The sequence below is a fragment of the Maritimibacter fusiformis genome (assembly GCF_008086115.1).
Classification (GTDB): Bacteria; Pseudomonadota; Alphaproteobacteria; order Rhodobacterales; family Rhodobacteraceae; genus Muriiphilus; species Muriiphilus fusiformis.
Window position 1 is genome coordinate 413,140 of the sequence record NZ_VSIY01000003.1, and the last position, 16,733, is coordinate 429,872.

The window sequence follows — 16,733 nt, forward strand, 5'->3', positions numbered from 1 at the left end:
TTTCCTTTCGACATGGTGTTCGAGCTTTCTCGGTATCAGCATCTGTTGCGCCCCCAGCGCGCGTCAGCTTGCGAGCGGCGTATCGATTGCGGATGCAAGGAACGGCGCCTCCCATGCCAAGGTCGGGCGCCCAAAATGCCCCCGTGCCGCCGTATCCCGGAACACCGGGCGTCGCAGATCGAGGCGCGCGATGAGCGCGCTTGGTCGCAAGGCATCTGCGAGATCGACACCAAGTGAGGCATAGCGCTCAGCCGGACTTGCACCGGTCTCGGTTCCGAAGGTCTCGAAGTCAACGGCGACAGGCCGCGCCTGGCCGATCGCATAGGCCAGGCGCAGCTCGCAGACGTCCGCCCATCCACGCGCCACGACCTCACGCGCAATTTGTCGTGCAGCATAGGCCGCGGAGCGATCTACCTTGGTGGCATCCTTGCCCGAGAACGCCCCACCGCCATGGCGCGCCATGCCACCATAGGCATCGACGATAATCTTGCGGCCAGTCAGACCGGCATCGGCCACCGGTCCGCCCATGTGGAAACTGCCAGCCGGGTTGAGATGGATCGCTGTCTCCGAACTCAGGAGATCGCCCAGAACTGGCGCCAATACCTCACCTCGAAGCAACTCGCGCAAATCGCTGAGGGTCAGGGTCGGCGCGTGCTGGCAGGACAGGACAACAGTGCTCAGTCCAACCGGTCGCCCATCGGCGTAACGCACCGTCGTCTGTGCCTTGGCATCCGGCCCCAGAACGCTGCTCAGGCCCTCCGCACGCAAGGTCTGGAGCTTGGCGATGAGAGCCCGCGCGAGAGCCCAGGGCAGCGGGATCAAGCTCTCGGTTTCCCTGGTCGCGTAGCCAAAGCTCAATCCCTGGTCGCCCGCACCCAGATCATCCCCGTCGACGCCGAACGCGATCTCCGGGGCCTGCTGTGTGAGCGCCTCGACAACGCGGACGCGATCCGGTTGGAGCCCCCAGGCGCCATCCTCATGCCCGAGATCGCCAAGAACCTCCCGTGCAATTGCGGCGGGCTCGATCTGAGCCATGGTCGTGATCTCGCCCAGAAGGCAGATCAGCTCGCCCTTGATCGCCGTCTCCACCGCGACCCTCGCATATGGGTCCTGTGCGAGGCAGGCATCAAGAATGGCGTCGCTGACCTGATCACAAATCTTGTCTGGATGTCCTGCGGACACAGCCTCGGAGCTGAAAAGCCCGGTCTTGATCGTCATGGTCGTTCCTTCTCTCTTTAGTGCTTTTGGCAGAACGCCGCGGTGCACAATCTGAGGGTCAAATACCGCTGGGTGGTTGATGCTAATCCGCCGGTGCGAAGAACTTGCCGCGCAGGGAGGCTCGGCGCCGCGCATCCGCAACGACGGGCCTCCGGCACAGCGGCGCACACAACAGCGGTTCGCCGCGATGCAGGGGCAGGGCATCGTGTGCGGCGACAGTCACTGCAGGACTGACCTGACGAGGTGCGCTTGGCGCCGGTGGTCCGGGAGCGGGTTCTGGCACGTGTACCTCCTGTTGTTCAAAGGAGGACTGACGTACCTACGACCCTTTGGTTGCCACCACTGGCCGCATCCCCTTTTCAGGGAACCACCTTGCCGGGTCACGGCAGGTTGGCGAGGGCGTCAGCCCCACTCAAGATGCTGGGGACAACCTCGATCAATCGGTCGGTGCCGTCAAGAGCTCATCTCTTGAAGATGGTGACGCCATGCCACGCAGCTATCCTTGTCGATGGGCATCAGATGCTCCTCTCTCCACCTATGCCTGCAACAATAGGCGCGGTTTGGTGGGAAGGCAGTTCATCCCATTAGGTCAACGGCAATATCTTGATGCATGGGGTAGCTCCTTAGACCTGGCTTAACGGCCATATCATCGCACACTATGCGTTCGCGCGCGGCAGGTAGGGATATATGTCGAGGTCCAACTTCGTCGGCCGCTTCTCGACGTGGCAGAGGACGAGGTGCTTGACGGCATCGCACGCCGTCGGGCCAGCGCACCTGGACCAGACGTACTTCACGGCTTCGGGTATTGGGGAACTCCACTCTCACGCCGCCCGTGGGCAACATGAGAAACGTCTCCATAAACCGAATACGCGCTGACTTATTCCCTCTTTTTTCAGAACCCATTTCGGGTTCGACCTTCTGCTCTGCCCCCTGAAAACTGGATCGTTTGAGGCTGGAGTTTTCCTCTAAGTTTTCCTGGCTGGGAAAGGAGCGGAATCGCATGAAAGCATCGAAGTTCACAGAGGCGCAAAAGGCGTTCATTTTGAAGCAGGGCGAACAAGGAACGCCGGTCGCAGAGATCTGTCGCAAGGCTGGGATTAGCCAGGCGACCTACTTCAATTGGAAGAAGAAGTATGGGGGCCTGCTGCCGGACGAGATGCGCCGGCTGAAGGCGCTCGAAGACGAGAACACCCGGCTGAAGAAGATTGTGGCGGATCTGACGCTGGACCGCGAGATGCTTCAGGACGTTATTCGGCGAAAGCTCTGAAGCCTGGCCGTTTGCGCGAGATTGTCACTGGGATGTGCGTCGATTGGGGCGTGTCAATCCGGAGAGCCTGTGGGGCGATCTGCTTCGACACCTCCACCTACCACTATAAGTCCCGGCGCACGGACCAGGCTGCCGTCGAGCGGCGGATTAAGGAGATTGCGGAGACGCGTGTGCGCTATGGCTATCGCCGTGTTCACGTGCTGCTGAGACGAGAGGGCTGGGTCATCAACATGAAGAAAACCCGCAGGATTTACAACGAATTGGGTCTTCAGCTGAGGAACAAGCATCCAAAGCGCCGGGTGAAGGCAAAGCTTCGCGAAGATCGCCAGGAGGCCGTCGAACCCAACGATATGTGGGCGATGGATTTCGTCCACGACCAGCTCGCCTTGGGTAAGAAGCTGCGTATCCTGACCATCGTGGATACCCATTCCCGGTTCTGCCCGGCGACCGATCCCAGGTTTTCCTACCGGGGCGAAGACGTCGTGCAGACGCTCGAGCGGGTCTGTGGGCAGATCGGCTACCCGAAGACGATACGTGTCGACAACGGCAGCGAGTTCATCTCGCGCGACCTCGACCTTTGGGCCTATGCCAACGAGGTGACACTCGACTTCTCTCGGCCAGGAAAACCGACTGACAACGGGTTCATCGAGGCATTCAACAGCAAGCTCAGGGCGGAATGCCTGAACGCCCACTGGTTCATGAGCCTTGCGGATGCCCGCGAAAAGCTGGAGGATTGGCGTAGACACTACAACGAGGACAGACCCCACAGCGCGATCGGATACAACGTCCCGATTGCCATGCATTATCCCGGTGGCGCGACCAGCCCGTCATCGTGAAAGAGCCGGAAAAATCCAACCTCCGGCGGTCCAAACTTGGGGAGCAGCGCACTTCTGGTCATTTCTGGGGGCTGTCGCCAAACAGACCTGTGGGTGCACCGGACCAGGAAACTCGGAGGGCCTTTTTTGCACGGGTCGCAGCGACGTGAAGCAGGGACCGGTACTGGGTGATGATATCTTCTCGGTCCGCCGCATCAACCGCTGATTTCAGAGCTCCGGGCGGCGGGAAGGCCCCATCCGAGAGGAATGGAATCGCGACAGCGAAGAATTCGAGCCCCTTCGCCCGGTGCATCGTCGCAATCCGGACCCCTGGAACGGATCGGTCGTCGGCACCGGACTGAAGAACCACAGTTTCAAGCTCAGCGGCTCGAAGCGCTTCCCGCACCCGTTCAACATCCTTACGTCGCGCGCATAGGACCCCGATATCTGCGAGTTGGATCTGGTCTGCCGGGAGCGCCCGGACCCAGGCCACCAGCCCCTCAAGCTCGTCCGCCTCCGAGGCGCAAGCGACCAGCTCCGGCGCGGCACCATGCAGCAGGCTCACATAACCACGCAGCGTGTCGGTCCCCTCGTCAAGATCGTCCACGCTCACCCCTTCAAGGATGGAGACGGCCCATGCCCGGATTTCTTGCGTGGTTCGGTAGTTCAGACGCAGACGTCTTGAGCGGCCGCGCACCTCGATCCCGCAGGATGACATGCTCGCCCGACGTCCGTAGATGCGCTGATGCGCGTCGCCGACGATGAAGATAGAATTCTGATCCCCAGCCGGGGTTTCCGGAACAATTGCCCGGATCAGCCGGAACGCCTGCTCCCCCATATCCTGCGCTTCATCGACGATCACAGTGGCGTAAGGAAGGTTGGGCGCCTCTGAGGAAAGGATCTCTGTCGCCTCTCGATAAGCATCATCCGGTTCCGCAAGTCCCTCGCTGATCATTCGAGCACGGTAATCCTCAAACAGGTCCCACAGTGTAGCTCGCTTGCGCCGGTCCAGCGGGGTTCCGCGGCCGGAACGGGATGCCTTAAGGTAGGCCCGTTTGTCGGTGAGCCCCTTCGCCTGCACAATCTGGGACCACTCTGCTTTGACGAAAGGTTCCGACAGTCCATCAGGGAGCTCGTGGTCATCGAAGACCTCCTGCCAGATCTGATCCAGCCGGTCCCGCGCCTCCCCGAAAAACGCCACCTCGCGGGCGAAGTTCTTACGCTTGAGGAACTGCGAGACCCAACGGTCGAGGTTGATCACCTCGATCCGCGGTGGACGCGCGTCCAGATGATCAGGGCACAGGGTCCGTAGGTTCGCCTCGATGTCATAGGCGAGACTGGTGGTGAAGGTGGTCAGCAGGACACGCTGGCCTGCCCGGGCCGGATCTTCCTTGATCGCGTCCGCGAGGTGCTTGGCCCGGTGCATCGCCACCACGGTCTTCCCGGTCCCGGCTCCCCCGCGAACCATGGCGGGACCGTTATAGTCCCGATAGGCCAGCTTGCGTTGGTCAGGGTGCAAGAACACCCGCCATCCCTCCAAACCCTCTTCGAAGACGCGGCGCAGCTCCTCCTGGCTCTCGGGGATGAAGATGGTCTGCCGGCTCTCCTCCGTCTCGATAAGTTGGTCGAAGGTACGATCATCATCGACCGCCATAGGAGCCACTTGCGGCTCTTCCGCAACCCCGGTCAGGGCGTAAACCTCTTCATCCGAATATCCGGCCGCCAGCGCGTAGAGAACCTGGTAGGTGAGCGGATCGAAATCCTCCTCCGCCGCGTCCAGAGCCTCGATCGTCGTTAGGGCCCGGATCGCGGGAAGCTCCTCGTCCGGAACGCCAAGTGCGCGCAAGCGCTTGTCCGCAACCTCCGCGAACAGACGGGGCTCCGATGGGGCGGGCGCTTCTGCTTCGACCTTCGTTGCGTCAAGCTCCTCGATCACCCGTATACGGTTCGTGCTTGGGTCCAGCTTGACCCGCCGCCCTACCGCCCAGCGATAGGCCTTGTCGTGTTCGTTGACGTGCACAAACATAATGTCCCGGCCCACCTCGAAGGCGATGGCGCGGTATCCCTGATCCACCCGGAGGGACTTGATCGAACTGTCCTTGGCTCCCTCGACAGTTTCCAGATTCAACCCGTTCGCGGACGGATCAGACATGTACCGGGTCATCAGGTCCATGAACTTGAGCGAAACCCGGTCCGGGAGTTTCCGAAGGCTCTTCATGCAGCCGATGTCGTAGGAGACCCGTTTGTTGATCGCATCCATCATGATTTCGTCTCCTGAATTGCCTGAAGTATCCTGGTCACCGTTTCACCGATCTGGTCCGTGTCGGGATCGAACGGGACAAGCTTCCAGTCCGATCCTTCGCAGGCCTGCTCAATCACGCCCACCCAAGTTTCCGACCAGCCGAACTCCATCGTGCCGACAACCCGGCCCTCAGCGACAACATCATCTCCGATATGATCCGGACCGGGCAGTTCCGCCGCGACCAGTGCGTCAATCAGCGGGTGGAACACGTCATCACACAAGGCCCGTGCTTCCGTCCAAGCCGCACTGTCTGCGTCAGTTGGGCCGCCCCCCGTGGTCATGTCTGGGGGCGAAAGCGTGTCGAGACCGCTCAGCTCAACATGGAGGCCACGAATGCCCTGGAGCAGGTTGACGAGCCGCCAGAGCCCGCGCCACGCCTCCGTGTAGAGCGCCTTCGCCGCCGGGTCTTCCCCCGGGGAAGGCAACTCGGCGCGCAAAAGAAGCCGGATATCCTCGTCGGATCCAGCCCACTCAGCCGGGGATATTTTCGTACAGGCCATGTAAAGATCTACCGGCCCGGCCCCGACATGCTCAGCGAGACCCGGTGTCAACAGGAACTCGCGACCCTCATCGGTGAGGGACGCCTCACGCGGGAGTTGGTCGAGCGGGCGGCCCATCGCGACGAAAGCGCGGATCAGGATGGAGCGCGTCGTGACGTCGCCTTCCATATCACTGTCAAGCAGGCGCCTCAGGGCCTGGAAAGAGCTTTCAGCCTGAACACCGCGGACACGGTCGGCATGTGCGGCGAAAGCAGGCGCAGCGAGGACCCGACCGAGGGGTCCGATTTTCGCAGGGCTGAGGGCTGGCTCCGCCAATGGGTTGAGGTAGGCCCGGTCCACGGGGTCCAAGTCACGCCAGGAGAGGGTCCAGACCTGAACTAGTCCGGACCGGATCATCAGCATTCGATCGAGGAGGTCCTGAGCGACCGTTTCCGCATGATATTCAATCCCGTCCATTTCCAGCACCACGGGGATGGCGCCGGGCCGGCCGATGGGGGTGAAGAGAAAGTCTACCCGTTTGCGCGGCAGGCCCTTGAAGCGGGCGTCGATCTGAACCTGAGGCTCTATTGTCCAAAGGTGCGGTGATGTCTCCGTGCCCGCCCGCAGAACGAAGCCCCGCCGCCCGCCAGACAGAACTTGAGGGGTCAGAGCATCCTCTCCATATTCCCGGGCAAGGACCTGCAGCAGACGGCGCTCCAGCGCGCTCTCCACGAGCGCACCGCGGATCGATTCATCGATGCCAGTCTCGGTGCGGCTCAGGCTGTCCCACTTCTGGAGGATCGTCTCCATCATCTGGCGTGCCCGGTCACGGTCCGGCTCACCTGGCCCGAATTGCAACCGGTACGGCTTCACGCAGCGGAAACATCCGTTTCGGTCCGGTTCCTGGTTGCACGGGCAGTCGCGGAGCGCCTCAACCGCGCGGCTGATCACCTTTCGCATCGTGTCTGGGTGCTGCCCGATCTGACGAAGATATCCGGAACCACCCGGCACGGAATCATAGAGGTAGAGGCTGCGCACCGTTGTCATGCCGTCGAGCCGAGCGGCGAAGATCGTTGAGCGGAGATGGTCGACCTTACCCGCAAAATGCCGCCGCATCCCAAGGTTGATCGCGGCGACAAAGCTTTTCAGATCATCGTCATCCGCCTCTCCGACCACGGGGATCACGATCCGGATCGCCTCCGTGTCGAACTTGCGCATCAGGAAGACACCGGTCTCCCACCGTTCGCGCGCAAGGTCCGGCTCACGCATCACCTTGCAGGTCGGCGGATGTGTTCCGCGATCATCCTCGCCCCGGGGCGGTTTCTGCAAGGTCCCACAGTGTCGGCAGATCTTGAACGGCTGCGCCGGCCGGTTCTCTCCCGCGATCTTCGGTCCGGGCAGAGCGGACTTGGATCCAAAATTGAAATCCCGGAAGGTGCAGGACGGAAGAAACTCGAAGCCGAACGGGGCACCGCTCTCTCTGCTCGTAAACCAGGACGAAACGATATCCTCCGGCCCGTGGAACGGCATCAGCACACGGTCGAACTGACGCTGATCGCGTTGATCACCGTCCCGGATCGCGGCCTTCTCCTCGTTGTCTACGGAAACCACGGATTTCAGTTGCACCACATCGTGATGCGACCCGGTATCCGACCACATGTCCGTTCCGCAGCTTGGACAGCTGCTCGTATCCGCTCCTTCGACCCGGCTGGCGACATGCGAACAGGCGGGACAGAAGGTCCAAGGCGTCAGGTCCTCCTTCCCGAGCTCGATCCGCTCAATCTCCACTTGTCGGCCGTTGGCATAGAAAAACTGACCCGGTGCGAACTCCGAAAGCGCCGAACTTGCCGGGCGCGAATACTCGACATGGATCAGCCCGTCCTCGTCCCCGGCTGCGTTGGTGCGACCCGTGTCATTCCGACGAGATAGGATCGAGGTCAGCTTCACCCCCTCTTCAGGGAAGGCGTAATTCGGCAGGACCCCTTTGTCCGTGAGGAATTTGATCACGGCCACCTCATCAATCCCATTCCGGATCAGCCGATTGACCTCGGCCCGGTCCCGGGCGATTTCCCCCTCGCGGCGCTCGAATTCCTCTTCTGTCAGCTCAATTCGGCGAGCGCGGAGGCGCTTGAGTTCCCGCGTCGCCTCCTCTCGCTTTTCCACCAAGCGTGCCCGCTCCTCTGCGGCCGCGTCAAACGCGGCTCCGATCCGCCACCCGATGGATTTGGAATCCGTCGACGTCAGGTAGCTGAGGACCCGTTTCGCAAGGTCTGTTCTTGCCTGCACCTCCTGCGGAAGACCGGACAGGAATTCGGTCGCAAGCTCTTCGCCCCGGTCCTTGATCAGCTCCAGCCATTCGATCGGAAACCCAGTCAGCGCGCCAGCCGCCCGGCGTTTCAGGACATCCCTCACCTTGCCGTAGTCCCCCGCCTCGGTCGAGCTGGAGACATAGGCGTCCAGTGTAAAGGCGGTAACCTGGCGGAGAAGCACCTCCTCCGCGGCCAAGAACACGCCCGGCGGGCGCACCTGACCTGCGAGCATGGGGGTCGGGTCCTCCCAGAACTGCAGATCGTGAGCCTTGGAATTCGCGAGCACCATGTTCAGCGCGTTGCCGTCGCGCCGGCCACTGCGGCCCATCCTCTGGACGTAATTCGCCTCTTCAGGCGGGACAGAACCCAGAAGCAGGGTCGACAGGTCCCCGATATCGATCCCCATTTCCAGCGTCGGGGTGGCCGAGATCAGGTTCGGCGCCCATTTCGTCTCCCCCTTGATGAATCCGCTCTCGATACTCAGCCGCTCGTTCGTCTCCAGGATGCCGGTATGCTCTCGTGCGACGACCCGGTGATTTCGATCCGAAAGGAGAGACCGCCGCAGCGCTGGACGGGATGGAGGCATGACCTCCTTCAGATGCCCGTCACACCCGATCCGGGTGCATGAGGACCCAATCGCGATCCCCGAATTTTCCATGGGTGCAGTCTCACGTCGACTACATCGGCTGCAGACAAGCCCAATCGTGTCAGTGGTCACGGTGACCAGCTCCGGCTCGATGAGCCACGCGTGCCGACTTCCGTCTGGCCCGTCGACTCGCCGCACTAGCCCGTCGGCCTCAAGCCGCCGCATAACGATCGGATATATCGTGTCCGGGTCGGTCCCGTACCGGATATCCGCCTGACCCAAAGTTCGGAAGAGCCAGTCCCGGTACCAGCTCGACACATGCGCCTTGGTGATACGCTCGAACCCGATCGGCGGGTTGTGCAGAGTGACAGGGATCGGAGCGAGCCCGCGACGACTGTCCGGCGCCGGGAGCGCCCCGGTTCGTCTCACCCCGACCTGCTGTTGCGCCGCGAACCAGTTCAGCCCGTAGCGACCACTTGCGGTGGCGATTGCGCTGACAAGATACGGGTGAGCGACAGACCCTTGTCGCCGCATCCGCTGGACCACCCCGGACAAGAAGCCCGCAAGCAGGTCCGGGTCCAAATCGGGTGCACCCGGAAGCTCGTTGCGAAGTTCGCTCGCAAGCCGCTCGGCTGAAGAGCGCAAGAGATCTGCGGAAATGTCCGCGACGGCGACCCCATTGACCTCAAGCGTATGGCTGAAATGGGCCCGGTAGCTCAGGTCGACGAAATATTCCCAGCCGAGCCGCTGCTTCATATGGTCCAAGAAAATAGGGTCCGTGATCGTAATCTCGTTCCGGATCAGGTCTTGGTAGAGGCGCCGCCAGGTCTGTTCCTTCGGGATAAACAGTGCGGTGAACGCGTCCCCACCCAGCGTGTCGAGCAGGTCGCTTGGAAGGGTTTCAATCACCTCTTTGAAGGTCATCCCGCCCGTTTTCGTCTCTCGAAGAACCGTATAGAGGGATTTCTGGTAGACCGAGAGGGCATTGCGGGTCTCCGCTACCGCGGCCCGATGCGCAGCGTCCTGAACAGAATCTGAAAACACAAGGAAACGCGGTTTTGCGTCCGGGAACTCCTCGTTCTGGGCGGAGGTGTAAAGCGTGCCGGTTATTCCGGTCGTAAGTCTGGCCGCCCGCATCCCGAAGAGGAGCAGGCCACGCGCCTGACCACACGCGGGGCACGACCGGTCGATCCGACCATTCGTGTCGGACGGATCATACATCCAGACCGGGGTAGCCGGACCGGTTTCCAGGTTGTCGTGATCGCATGGAGTGAAGGCGATCGAATCCGAGTCGAGCACCCCCTTCACGATCTTTCCACCGCCGCCGGTCGCTGGAACCATCCGGTCAATCGACTCATGGTAAAAGAGCCGAATGCGCTCACCGCCGTTCTCGTCGAAGAACTCCTCATACAGCTGCTCGAGTGGTGCCCAGCAGGTGGTTGAGCTGGAGTTCAGGCGACCCACATGGGCGGTCGCACCACACCGGTTACAGTTCACAACCGGAAGCTTTTCACGCAGCGACTGACGGTCGAGGTCGAGAGCGTGGAACAGGTCCATCTCCGAGCGGACCCCACCCGCCTCCAACCTGGGCAGGTTCGTGACCATCCGGGACATTTCACGGATCCAGAGCTGGAGCCGGACGTTGAACAGCGGACGCAGGCTTTCAGCGGAGCCGGACCGGGCCCAGGCCACCAGCGCCACCACCAATTCGGCGAGCGCGCGATGGTCCGCCTCAGCCCAATCCCGAATGATCTTGACCTGCGCCAGTCCCGCGGCAATCGCTTCGAGCGAGGCCGGACCTTTGTGCTCAGCGATGATCTTGAGGGTCCGCTGGCACAAGACGTGATCCTTCAGCTGCTCGCCAAGCGAGATCCGCCATGCCGGATCTGATGGGTCCTCTTCCTCGATGAAGGTAAGGTCAGGGTCTGTTCGATCCGGGAAGATACAGGTGGCGAGCCGCCGCGCCGCGCCTGCCTGATCCAGCTCCTCTGCCTCGCGCAGGGCCACGTGAATATCGGTCGGATCAGGCAGTTCGAAATATTCCGGATCGTCGAACACCTCGTTCGGGGTCTTTCGGGTCTCTGTGACCACCGCCCCCTCATCGAAGGTCTCTCCGAAGATCGTTTCCGCATAGCGTCTGAGTTCGGTTTTCGCATCGTTTCCGGACCCGAGCGTCGCGGAGGAACCAACACAGATCAGGTGCTCTTTCGGGGTCTTGAGCCGGTATTTCAGACGTCGCAGCAGAAGAGCCAGGTCAGCCCCCTGCGCACCGTCAAACGTGTGCATCTCGTCGACCACGAGGAACCGGAGCGTCTCAGGGTCATTCTGCTCCCACAGCGGCTTGTCCCGGCCGCGCAGCAGCAGGTAGTCGAGCATCTTGTAGTTCGTCAGCAGGATGTCCGGCGGGTTCTTCCGCATCGTCTCGCGATGGGTGATGACGCTGTCTGCCGTCACCTCATAGGCCGGGTTCTGCGGCTCAGCATCCGCGTAGATCCCTGCGCGCACCCCGTCCAGCGACCCAATATCCGTGATGGCCGCCGCGAGCCGGCGCGCCTGGTCGGTCGCCAGCGCGTTCATCGGATAGATCAGGATCGCCTTGATTCCGGGCTTGCCCTTGTTCCGCCGACAGTGGTCCAGGATCGGCCAGAGGTAGGATTCCGTCTTTCCCGAGCCGGTCCCGGTCGCGACGAGCGTCGAGCGCATCGCCGCCCCGCTCAGCCGGGCGAAGGCGTCCGTCTGGTGCTGATAGGGCGCGAACCGTAGCGGCACCTCCGGGAAGGGCTGTGCCCATGTCCCGTCCGCCGCCCCGTCGATCTGCCGGAACGGCATGTCGACCGATATCCACGGCCCCTTCAGGAAGTTTCCAGGCTCGGCGATGAACCGGTCCACCATCCCCTCAAAGGCCGGGCTGGTGCTGTTCAGCGTCGTGTGGACCAGTTCGCGCAGGCTGTCCTGCACATGACGGGCAAGGAGGATCGGGTTCATCTCACGCGGCCTCTTCGGATCTCAGCCGCTCGAAATGGGCCCAGGCGCGGCGGTAGTCTTCGATCCGGTCGCATTGGGTGAAGTGGCCGACGAAGTGGCGGGTGACGGTGCGGGGGCCGCCGGGCATCGTGTCGTCGATGGCGGTGCAGGTCAGTTCCGCCGGGTTGTCGGCGAGGATCCTCTCCCAGGCGGCGCGGCCGGGGCTTTTGCCGCGGTCGTCGAGCCAGCCGACGCCGGGCAAGCCCTTGGAGCAGGTCCAGACGATCCGGCCGTTCTGGTCGTACCAGGTGCCCGCCTCGTTCTCCTGAAGGACCGGGAAGTAGATCCGGTAGATTTCGATCAACTGGTCGAGGGTCAGGCCAAGCGCCTGCGCAACCAGCACGTCGATCTCGACCAGCGCCATGCGGCGGGCGAATTCGGTCCGGAGGCCGGCAGTTAGATCCCACTGCATTGGGAAAGCAGAAAGGTCTGCCATTATTGGCAGTGACCAGTTTGGCGTTGGCAACTGTTGTCTATGGGAGTTCCAAATATCCTCGAAGTCTAAGGTGAGACATGTCAGATGAAGTACTCTGGAATGGCTTTCTGAGCCAAGCTTTGCGAATGGGAGTACCGAAAAGGCCCCTTGCCGAAGCGTAGTCTGTCCAACCGAACGCGTAACGAAGTCAGCTACAAGCGAGAAGCCTATCGCTGCAGCAGACAATAGTTCTTCTTCGTTTTCTAGATAAACACTTGATATAGTTTCTATATGGGCCCAACCGCGTGGAATGATCGCGCATGAGAATGAGCGCGCTCCAGTCATGTCCACACGACGGCGAAAACCCAAACGGAAATTCGACGCATAAGTCGAAAACTCGGCTTTCGCCTCATCCATCCGCCAAGCATACTTAGTTCGCGGCAAATAGTTTTGCGGCGCTCCATTCAAATCTATGACATCATAATCTCCGTGTGTCTGCGCTCTGCTGTTCGAGCATTGGAAAAGCACGGACGCGTCACCAATGTGGGGAGAAGCGATGACAACTTCAGTCGAATTATTCGGAAAGCCAGGAGCCTTTTTGATCAGTGACGAATTCGATTTCGTGCTCTCTGGGACCATGTTGCTGAAACTGAAGTTTGGTTTAGACAACGAAGAGTCCGCTTGCTTTCTCAATGCAGACTGAAAATTTGAGCCGAGAACACGAACTAATGGAGGCGCAGAAGTGTTCCTGCCGTCTAATGAAGCGAACACACCATCATCCTCGTTAAAGTCTTCTTCTGTAACTCTGACAATTCTATGTAGATGACCTTGAGTCGATCTATTTCCATTTGGGTCTTTTTCGAGTGGGAGCGGACCTATCCCATCATGCACATAACACTCATCTATTTGCGACGGCAGCACTGCTCCATAAATATACTCAAATGATACATCTTTCGGCGATGCTTGATACAAGTTGCATGAGTACTCGCGCTTATGTCCAATTTCAGAAAACATCTTGCTTTTCATGATGTTTCTAAAATGGAAATGCTTAATGATGCGTGGGTAAACGGCTTTCCTGAGAGCGCTCTCTCCTCTTTCAACGAGGTGACCATCCTCATGGATCAGAGCAATGATGCCCTGAGGTGAAGCAGACTTGATGCTCAAGTCGATGAAACACCTGTATGAGTTGTTCGCCCCGGATCCCGCGAAGGGGAAGAAGCTTGCGTTGGACGTGACCGCCATAAAGCCTTTTTTTGCGACGAACTCTTCCAGAAATCTGCTCTTGCTTTGATTTTTTTTGAGCACCTCGTCAGCACGAAGATCCCGAAACAAGGCGGCCGGATCGATTTCTCCGAGCATCTCCTGCTCGTTCCACGACGGCTTGGCCCAGGGCGGGTTACCGACGATCACGTCAAACCCGCCCCGCGCTTTCATCACGTCGGCGAAGATCAGGTCGAAATGCACGAAGCGCTCGCGCTCGGCCACCGCGACCGCCACCCCCAGCCAGTCGAAGGTCTCAACGAGCGCCTCCACATTCGTTTCCCGGAACAACCCGTCCTGCCGCTTGGCGGCCGCCTTGAACAGATCCCGCGCGGGCGCGTCCGGCTCCATCAGATCAAGGAAATCCGGCGACGGATCGGCGAATTCGTCCATGCTGGGCGCGGCCAACGACCCGTCGGGCGTGAACCCACCTTCGAGGATCATCGCCATGCCTTGAAGGAACTCTGCCCGGTTGGGCAGCAGGTCCGCCTTGTCGAGCGGCCAGAGCCAAAGCGCGCACCAGGCGTCCATCGCCGTCTTGAGCCGCTTGTAGGGCAGCGTGTTCGTCGCGTGGTCAGCCCCGATCAAGTGGGCGTTCAGCTTTTCCTTGGCGTGGAAATCCAGGCCCTTGTTTCCGGGGATGACCTTGTCCGGCCATAGGGTGATTTCGTCATTCGCCGCCGCGCGGGTCTTGGCAAGGTCCTCGGCCACCTGATCGAACAGGGCCTCGGCGACGCGGCTGAGCTTCTGGACCAGCTTTACCTCGTGGGGTTCGAGCTTCTTGAAGAACCCTCCCTTGCGCCAGTCCTTGATCTGTTCTTGCGCGTCACCCGCGAAGGGCTTGATCGACTTGTCCTTGTCGAAATTCGCCATGTCCTTGGCGGGGAGAAGGAACTGCCAGACATGGTTTTCGGGCAGGCGATTGCGCCAACCGATCTCGTCCGGTTTGGCGTTGAGCCAGAGGTCCTTCTGAGAGCTGGCGTTGAGAAGGACCGGTTTGTAGGCGGCCCGCCGAGCGCCGATCAGGGAGTTCCCGGCATGAAGCTGGTCCCCGAACCACGGTGAGAAGTCGCTCGCATGAAGACTGTTCAGCCAGAGCGAGATCGCGCCCAGCTCGACCGCGATCGGATTGAGGTCGACCCCGAAGCAGTTCCGGTCGGCGATATAGGCCCGGACCTTCTGCTTCTCGACCACGATCCGGTCCTGCGGGATAGTCTTGCCGGTCTCCTTCTGCTTGCGCTCCAGGTAGAGGTCGGCGAGCTGGTTCGTGGTTTCGACAAGGAAGGCCGCAGACCCCATGGCCGGCTCAAGGATTTTCAGGTCCAGAAGGTCGTCCGCGGTCAGGTCCCGGCACCGCTCCATGAGCGCGTGCTTGACCAGCAACCGGGCGAGCGGTTCCGGCGTGTAATAGGAGGCGGATTTCTCCCGGTCCCGGCCGGCGAGGCGGTAGATAAAGGTTCCCTTGGGATAGACGAGGGCCTCTGACCCTTTGAAGACGATCTCATCCTGCTCGAATTCCCCGATCCGGCTGCGCGGAACGAACCAGCTTGGGGCGAGCGGGTCCACTTTGTCGCGGCGGAAAACCTCCTCTTCGGCCTCATCACCGTCCTCAAGGATTTCCTCTTCAAGGTCCTCGTCCGTCTCGACCGAGTCTTCCTCGTCGTCCGCCCCGGCGGACCGCCCCTTGCGCGGTTTCAGCTCGATCAGGTCCGTCTTGGCGACGACCCCTGTGAAGGAGATCAGGGTCTCATAGACCGCGCCGAGCTGGCCGATCCCGAGCTTGGCATAGGAGATCCGGCCGGTGCTCTTACCGGTGGACCGGAGCGACAGCAGCCGGATCACCTTTTGGATTGCCTCATTCCTGAGCGGGAGGGCGTTCAGAATAGGGGTGCTTTTCGGGTCCAGTAGAGAGACCTTCACCGCCGGCAGGCGCAACCCGGTCCCCTTCTCCGCATCTGCGAGATCCAGCCCGGTGTATAGTAGGTTCAGGGTCTGCTGGAGGCTTTCCCACAAGAAAGTGCCGTCGCGATCCACAGTGGTCCTGAGCGGCACGGATTCGAGGTCGCGCAACGTTTCAAGCGAATACCCGGTCGCATAGATCGGGTTTTTCAAATCCAGCAGGTTCAGACGCGGGTTCGCCTCCGCGTAGAACAGGAACAGGAGCCGGTACATGTAGCGCAGACCCTCGCGCGACAGTTCCGGCCCGTCGATCCAGACCCCCTTATGCATTCCGCCGGTGACGTCGAGAACCTCCTGACCCAGAAGCTCGATCGCGTCCCGAACTGTCCGTTTAAGGGATGTGGTGACCGCGTTGGCGTTCCGCTGCGCTTCCTCTTCCAACCGGTCCGAGATCGGCGCGCCCTGGTCCGGAACGCGCGCCTCGCGAGAGATCAGGCAGGCCATGACGGTCAGCGTGTCCCGCTCGGCCCGGGCGAATATCTCCTGTAGATCGAACCGGAGGACGGACCGGGCCGGCCATTTCCGTTTGTCGATCAGAACGATCTGGGAGAGGCCCATCACGAGAACATGGCGCGGTCCGTCGGGCAGTTCGAATACCCCCTCAGCAAGGAGGGACTCGATGCTCCGGTCCAAGAGGGCCGCCTCATCGGTCTCTGGCGGGAACTGATCAGCGGTAAAACTCGCTCCTAGCGGGTCCGTCGCCTCATCTTCCGCGTCCGGGAGCGGCGCCTCGATAACCCACAGCGCGTTTCGGCCTGTTGCGTCCGCGGCTTTTGCCACAATCGGGATGACCGGGGCGCCTTCAAGTGCGGTGATCCCCGCCTCTCGCTTCCAAGAATAGCCGAGAGCGCCCAAGAGCGCGTGCTGGGCATCCCGGACAAGTTCGCGCCGACGGTTCTGATCCGAGGTGTTCCGGACCTGCCGCAGCGTTTCGACCGCGGGGGACGCTACCCGCGTCAGCCGCTCCACAGGATGGGAATTCTTTTCGAGCCCGGACCAGCGTGCAGTGATGTCCTGAAGTTCCTCCTTCAACACATCTGATAGGGTTCCCGACGGGAAGAATTCTGCTTCGTTCTCAATTCCGATCAGATCCATCCGG

5 protein-coding genes and 1 riboswitch are annotated in these 16,733 nt (G+C 61.1%); of the genes, 1 reads left to right on the top strand and 4 read right to left on the bottom strand.

What is annotated here, in order from left to right; genetic code table 11:
• Window positions 1–63 precede the first annotated feature (63 nt).
• Window positions 64–1,218, bottom strand: a complete 1,155-nt coding sequence (metK, locus tag FVF75_RS02720) for a methionine adenosyltransferase (RefSeq protein ID WP_148376202.1) — start codon at window positions 1,216–1,218, stop codon at window positions 64–66.
• A 319-nt stretch (window positions 1,219–1,537) separates the two neighbouring features.
• A riboswitch (SAM-I-IV-variant riboswitch) is annotated at window positions 1,538–1,644 on the bottom strand.
• Window positions 1,645–2,218: 574 nt separating this feature from the next.
• On the opposite strand from metK, the gene FVF75_RS02730 reads away from it, so the two are divergent.
• Window positions 2,219–3,321, top strand: a protein-coding gene (locus FVF75_RS02730) for an IS3 family transposase (protein WP_425463220.1) whose coding sequence is annotated in 2 segments (ribosomal slippage) — window positions 2,219–2,474 and window positions 2,474–3,321 — 1,104 coding nt in all. Because the reading frame shifts where the segments join, the coding sequence is not laid out codon by codon here.
• A gap of 58 nt (window positions 3,322–3,379) precedes the next feature.
• Here the strand turns inward: FVF75_RS02730 and FVF75_RS02735 are convergent.
• Genes FVF75_RS02735 through FVF75_RS02745 form a run of 3 tightly spaced genes read right to left on the bottom strand, consistent with a single transcriptional unit; the run spans window position 3,380 to window position 16,729 of the window.
• Window positions 3,380–5,563 carry a UvrD-helicase domain-containing protein gene (locus tag FVF75_RS02735; protein ID WP_148376205.1) on the bottom strand — a complete coding sequence of 728 codons (2,184 nt, stop codon included), beginning with the start codon at window positions 5,561–5,563 and terminating at the stop codon, window positions 3,380–3,382.
• The gene (locus tag FVF75_RS02740; RefSeq protein WP_148376206.1) at window positions 5,560–11,961 is read right to left on the bottom strand and encodes a DEAD/DEAH box helicase; all 6,402 of its coding nucleotides are present in this window, start codon (window positions 11,959–11,961) and stop codon (window positions 5,560–5,562) included. The genes FVF75_RS02735 and FVF75_RS02740 overlap by 4 nt, the downstream gene beginning before the upstream one ends.
• A 1-nt stretch (window position 11,962) precedes the next feature.
• Window positions 11,963–16,729, bottom strand: coding sequence for an N-6 DNA methylase (locus tag FVF75_RS02745; RefSeq protein WP_187392951.1), 4,767 nt, complete (start codon window positions 16,727–16,729; stop codon window positions 11,963–11,965).
• Between the last annotated feature and the right edge of the window lie 4 nt (window positions 16,730–16,733).

Bases quoted from the DNA above. Each gene is read 5' to 3' on its own strand.
- metK (WP_148376202.1), bottom strand. From the start codon at position 1,218: ATGACGATCAAGACCGGGCTTTTCAGCTCCGAGGCTGTGTCCGCAGGA.
- FVF75_RS02735 (WP_148376205.1), bottom strand. From the start codon at position 5,563: ATGATGGATGCGATCAACAAACGGGTCTCCTACGACATCGGCTGCATG.
- FVF75_RS02740 (WP_148376206.1), bottom strand. From the start codon at position 11,961: ATGAACCCGATCCTCCTTGCCCGTCATGTGCAGGACAGCCTGCGCGAA.
- FVF75_RS02745 (WP_187392951.1), bottom strand. From the start codon at position 16,729: ATGGATCTGATCGGAATTGAGAACGAAGCAGAATTCTTCCCGTCGGGA.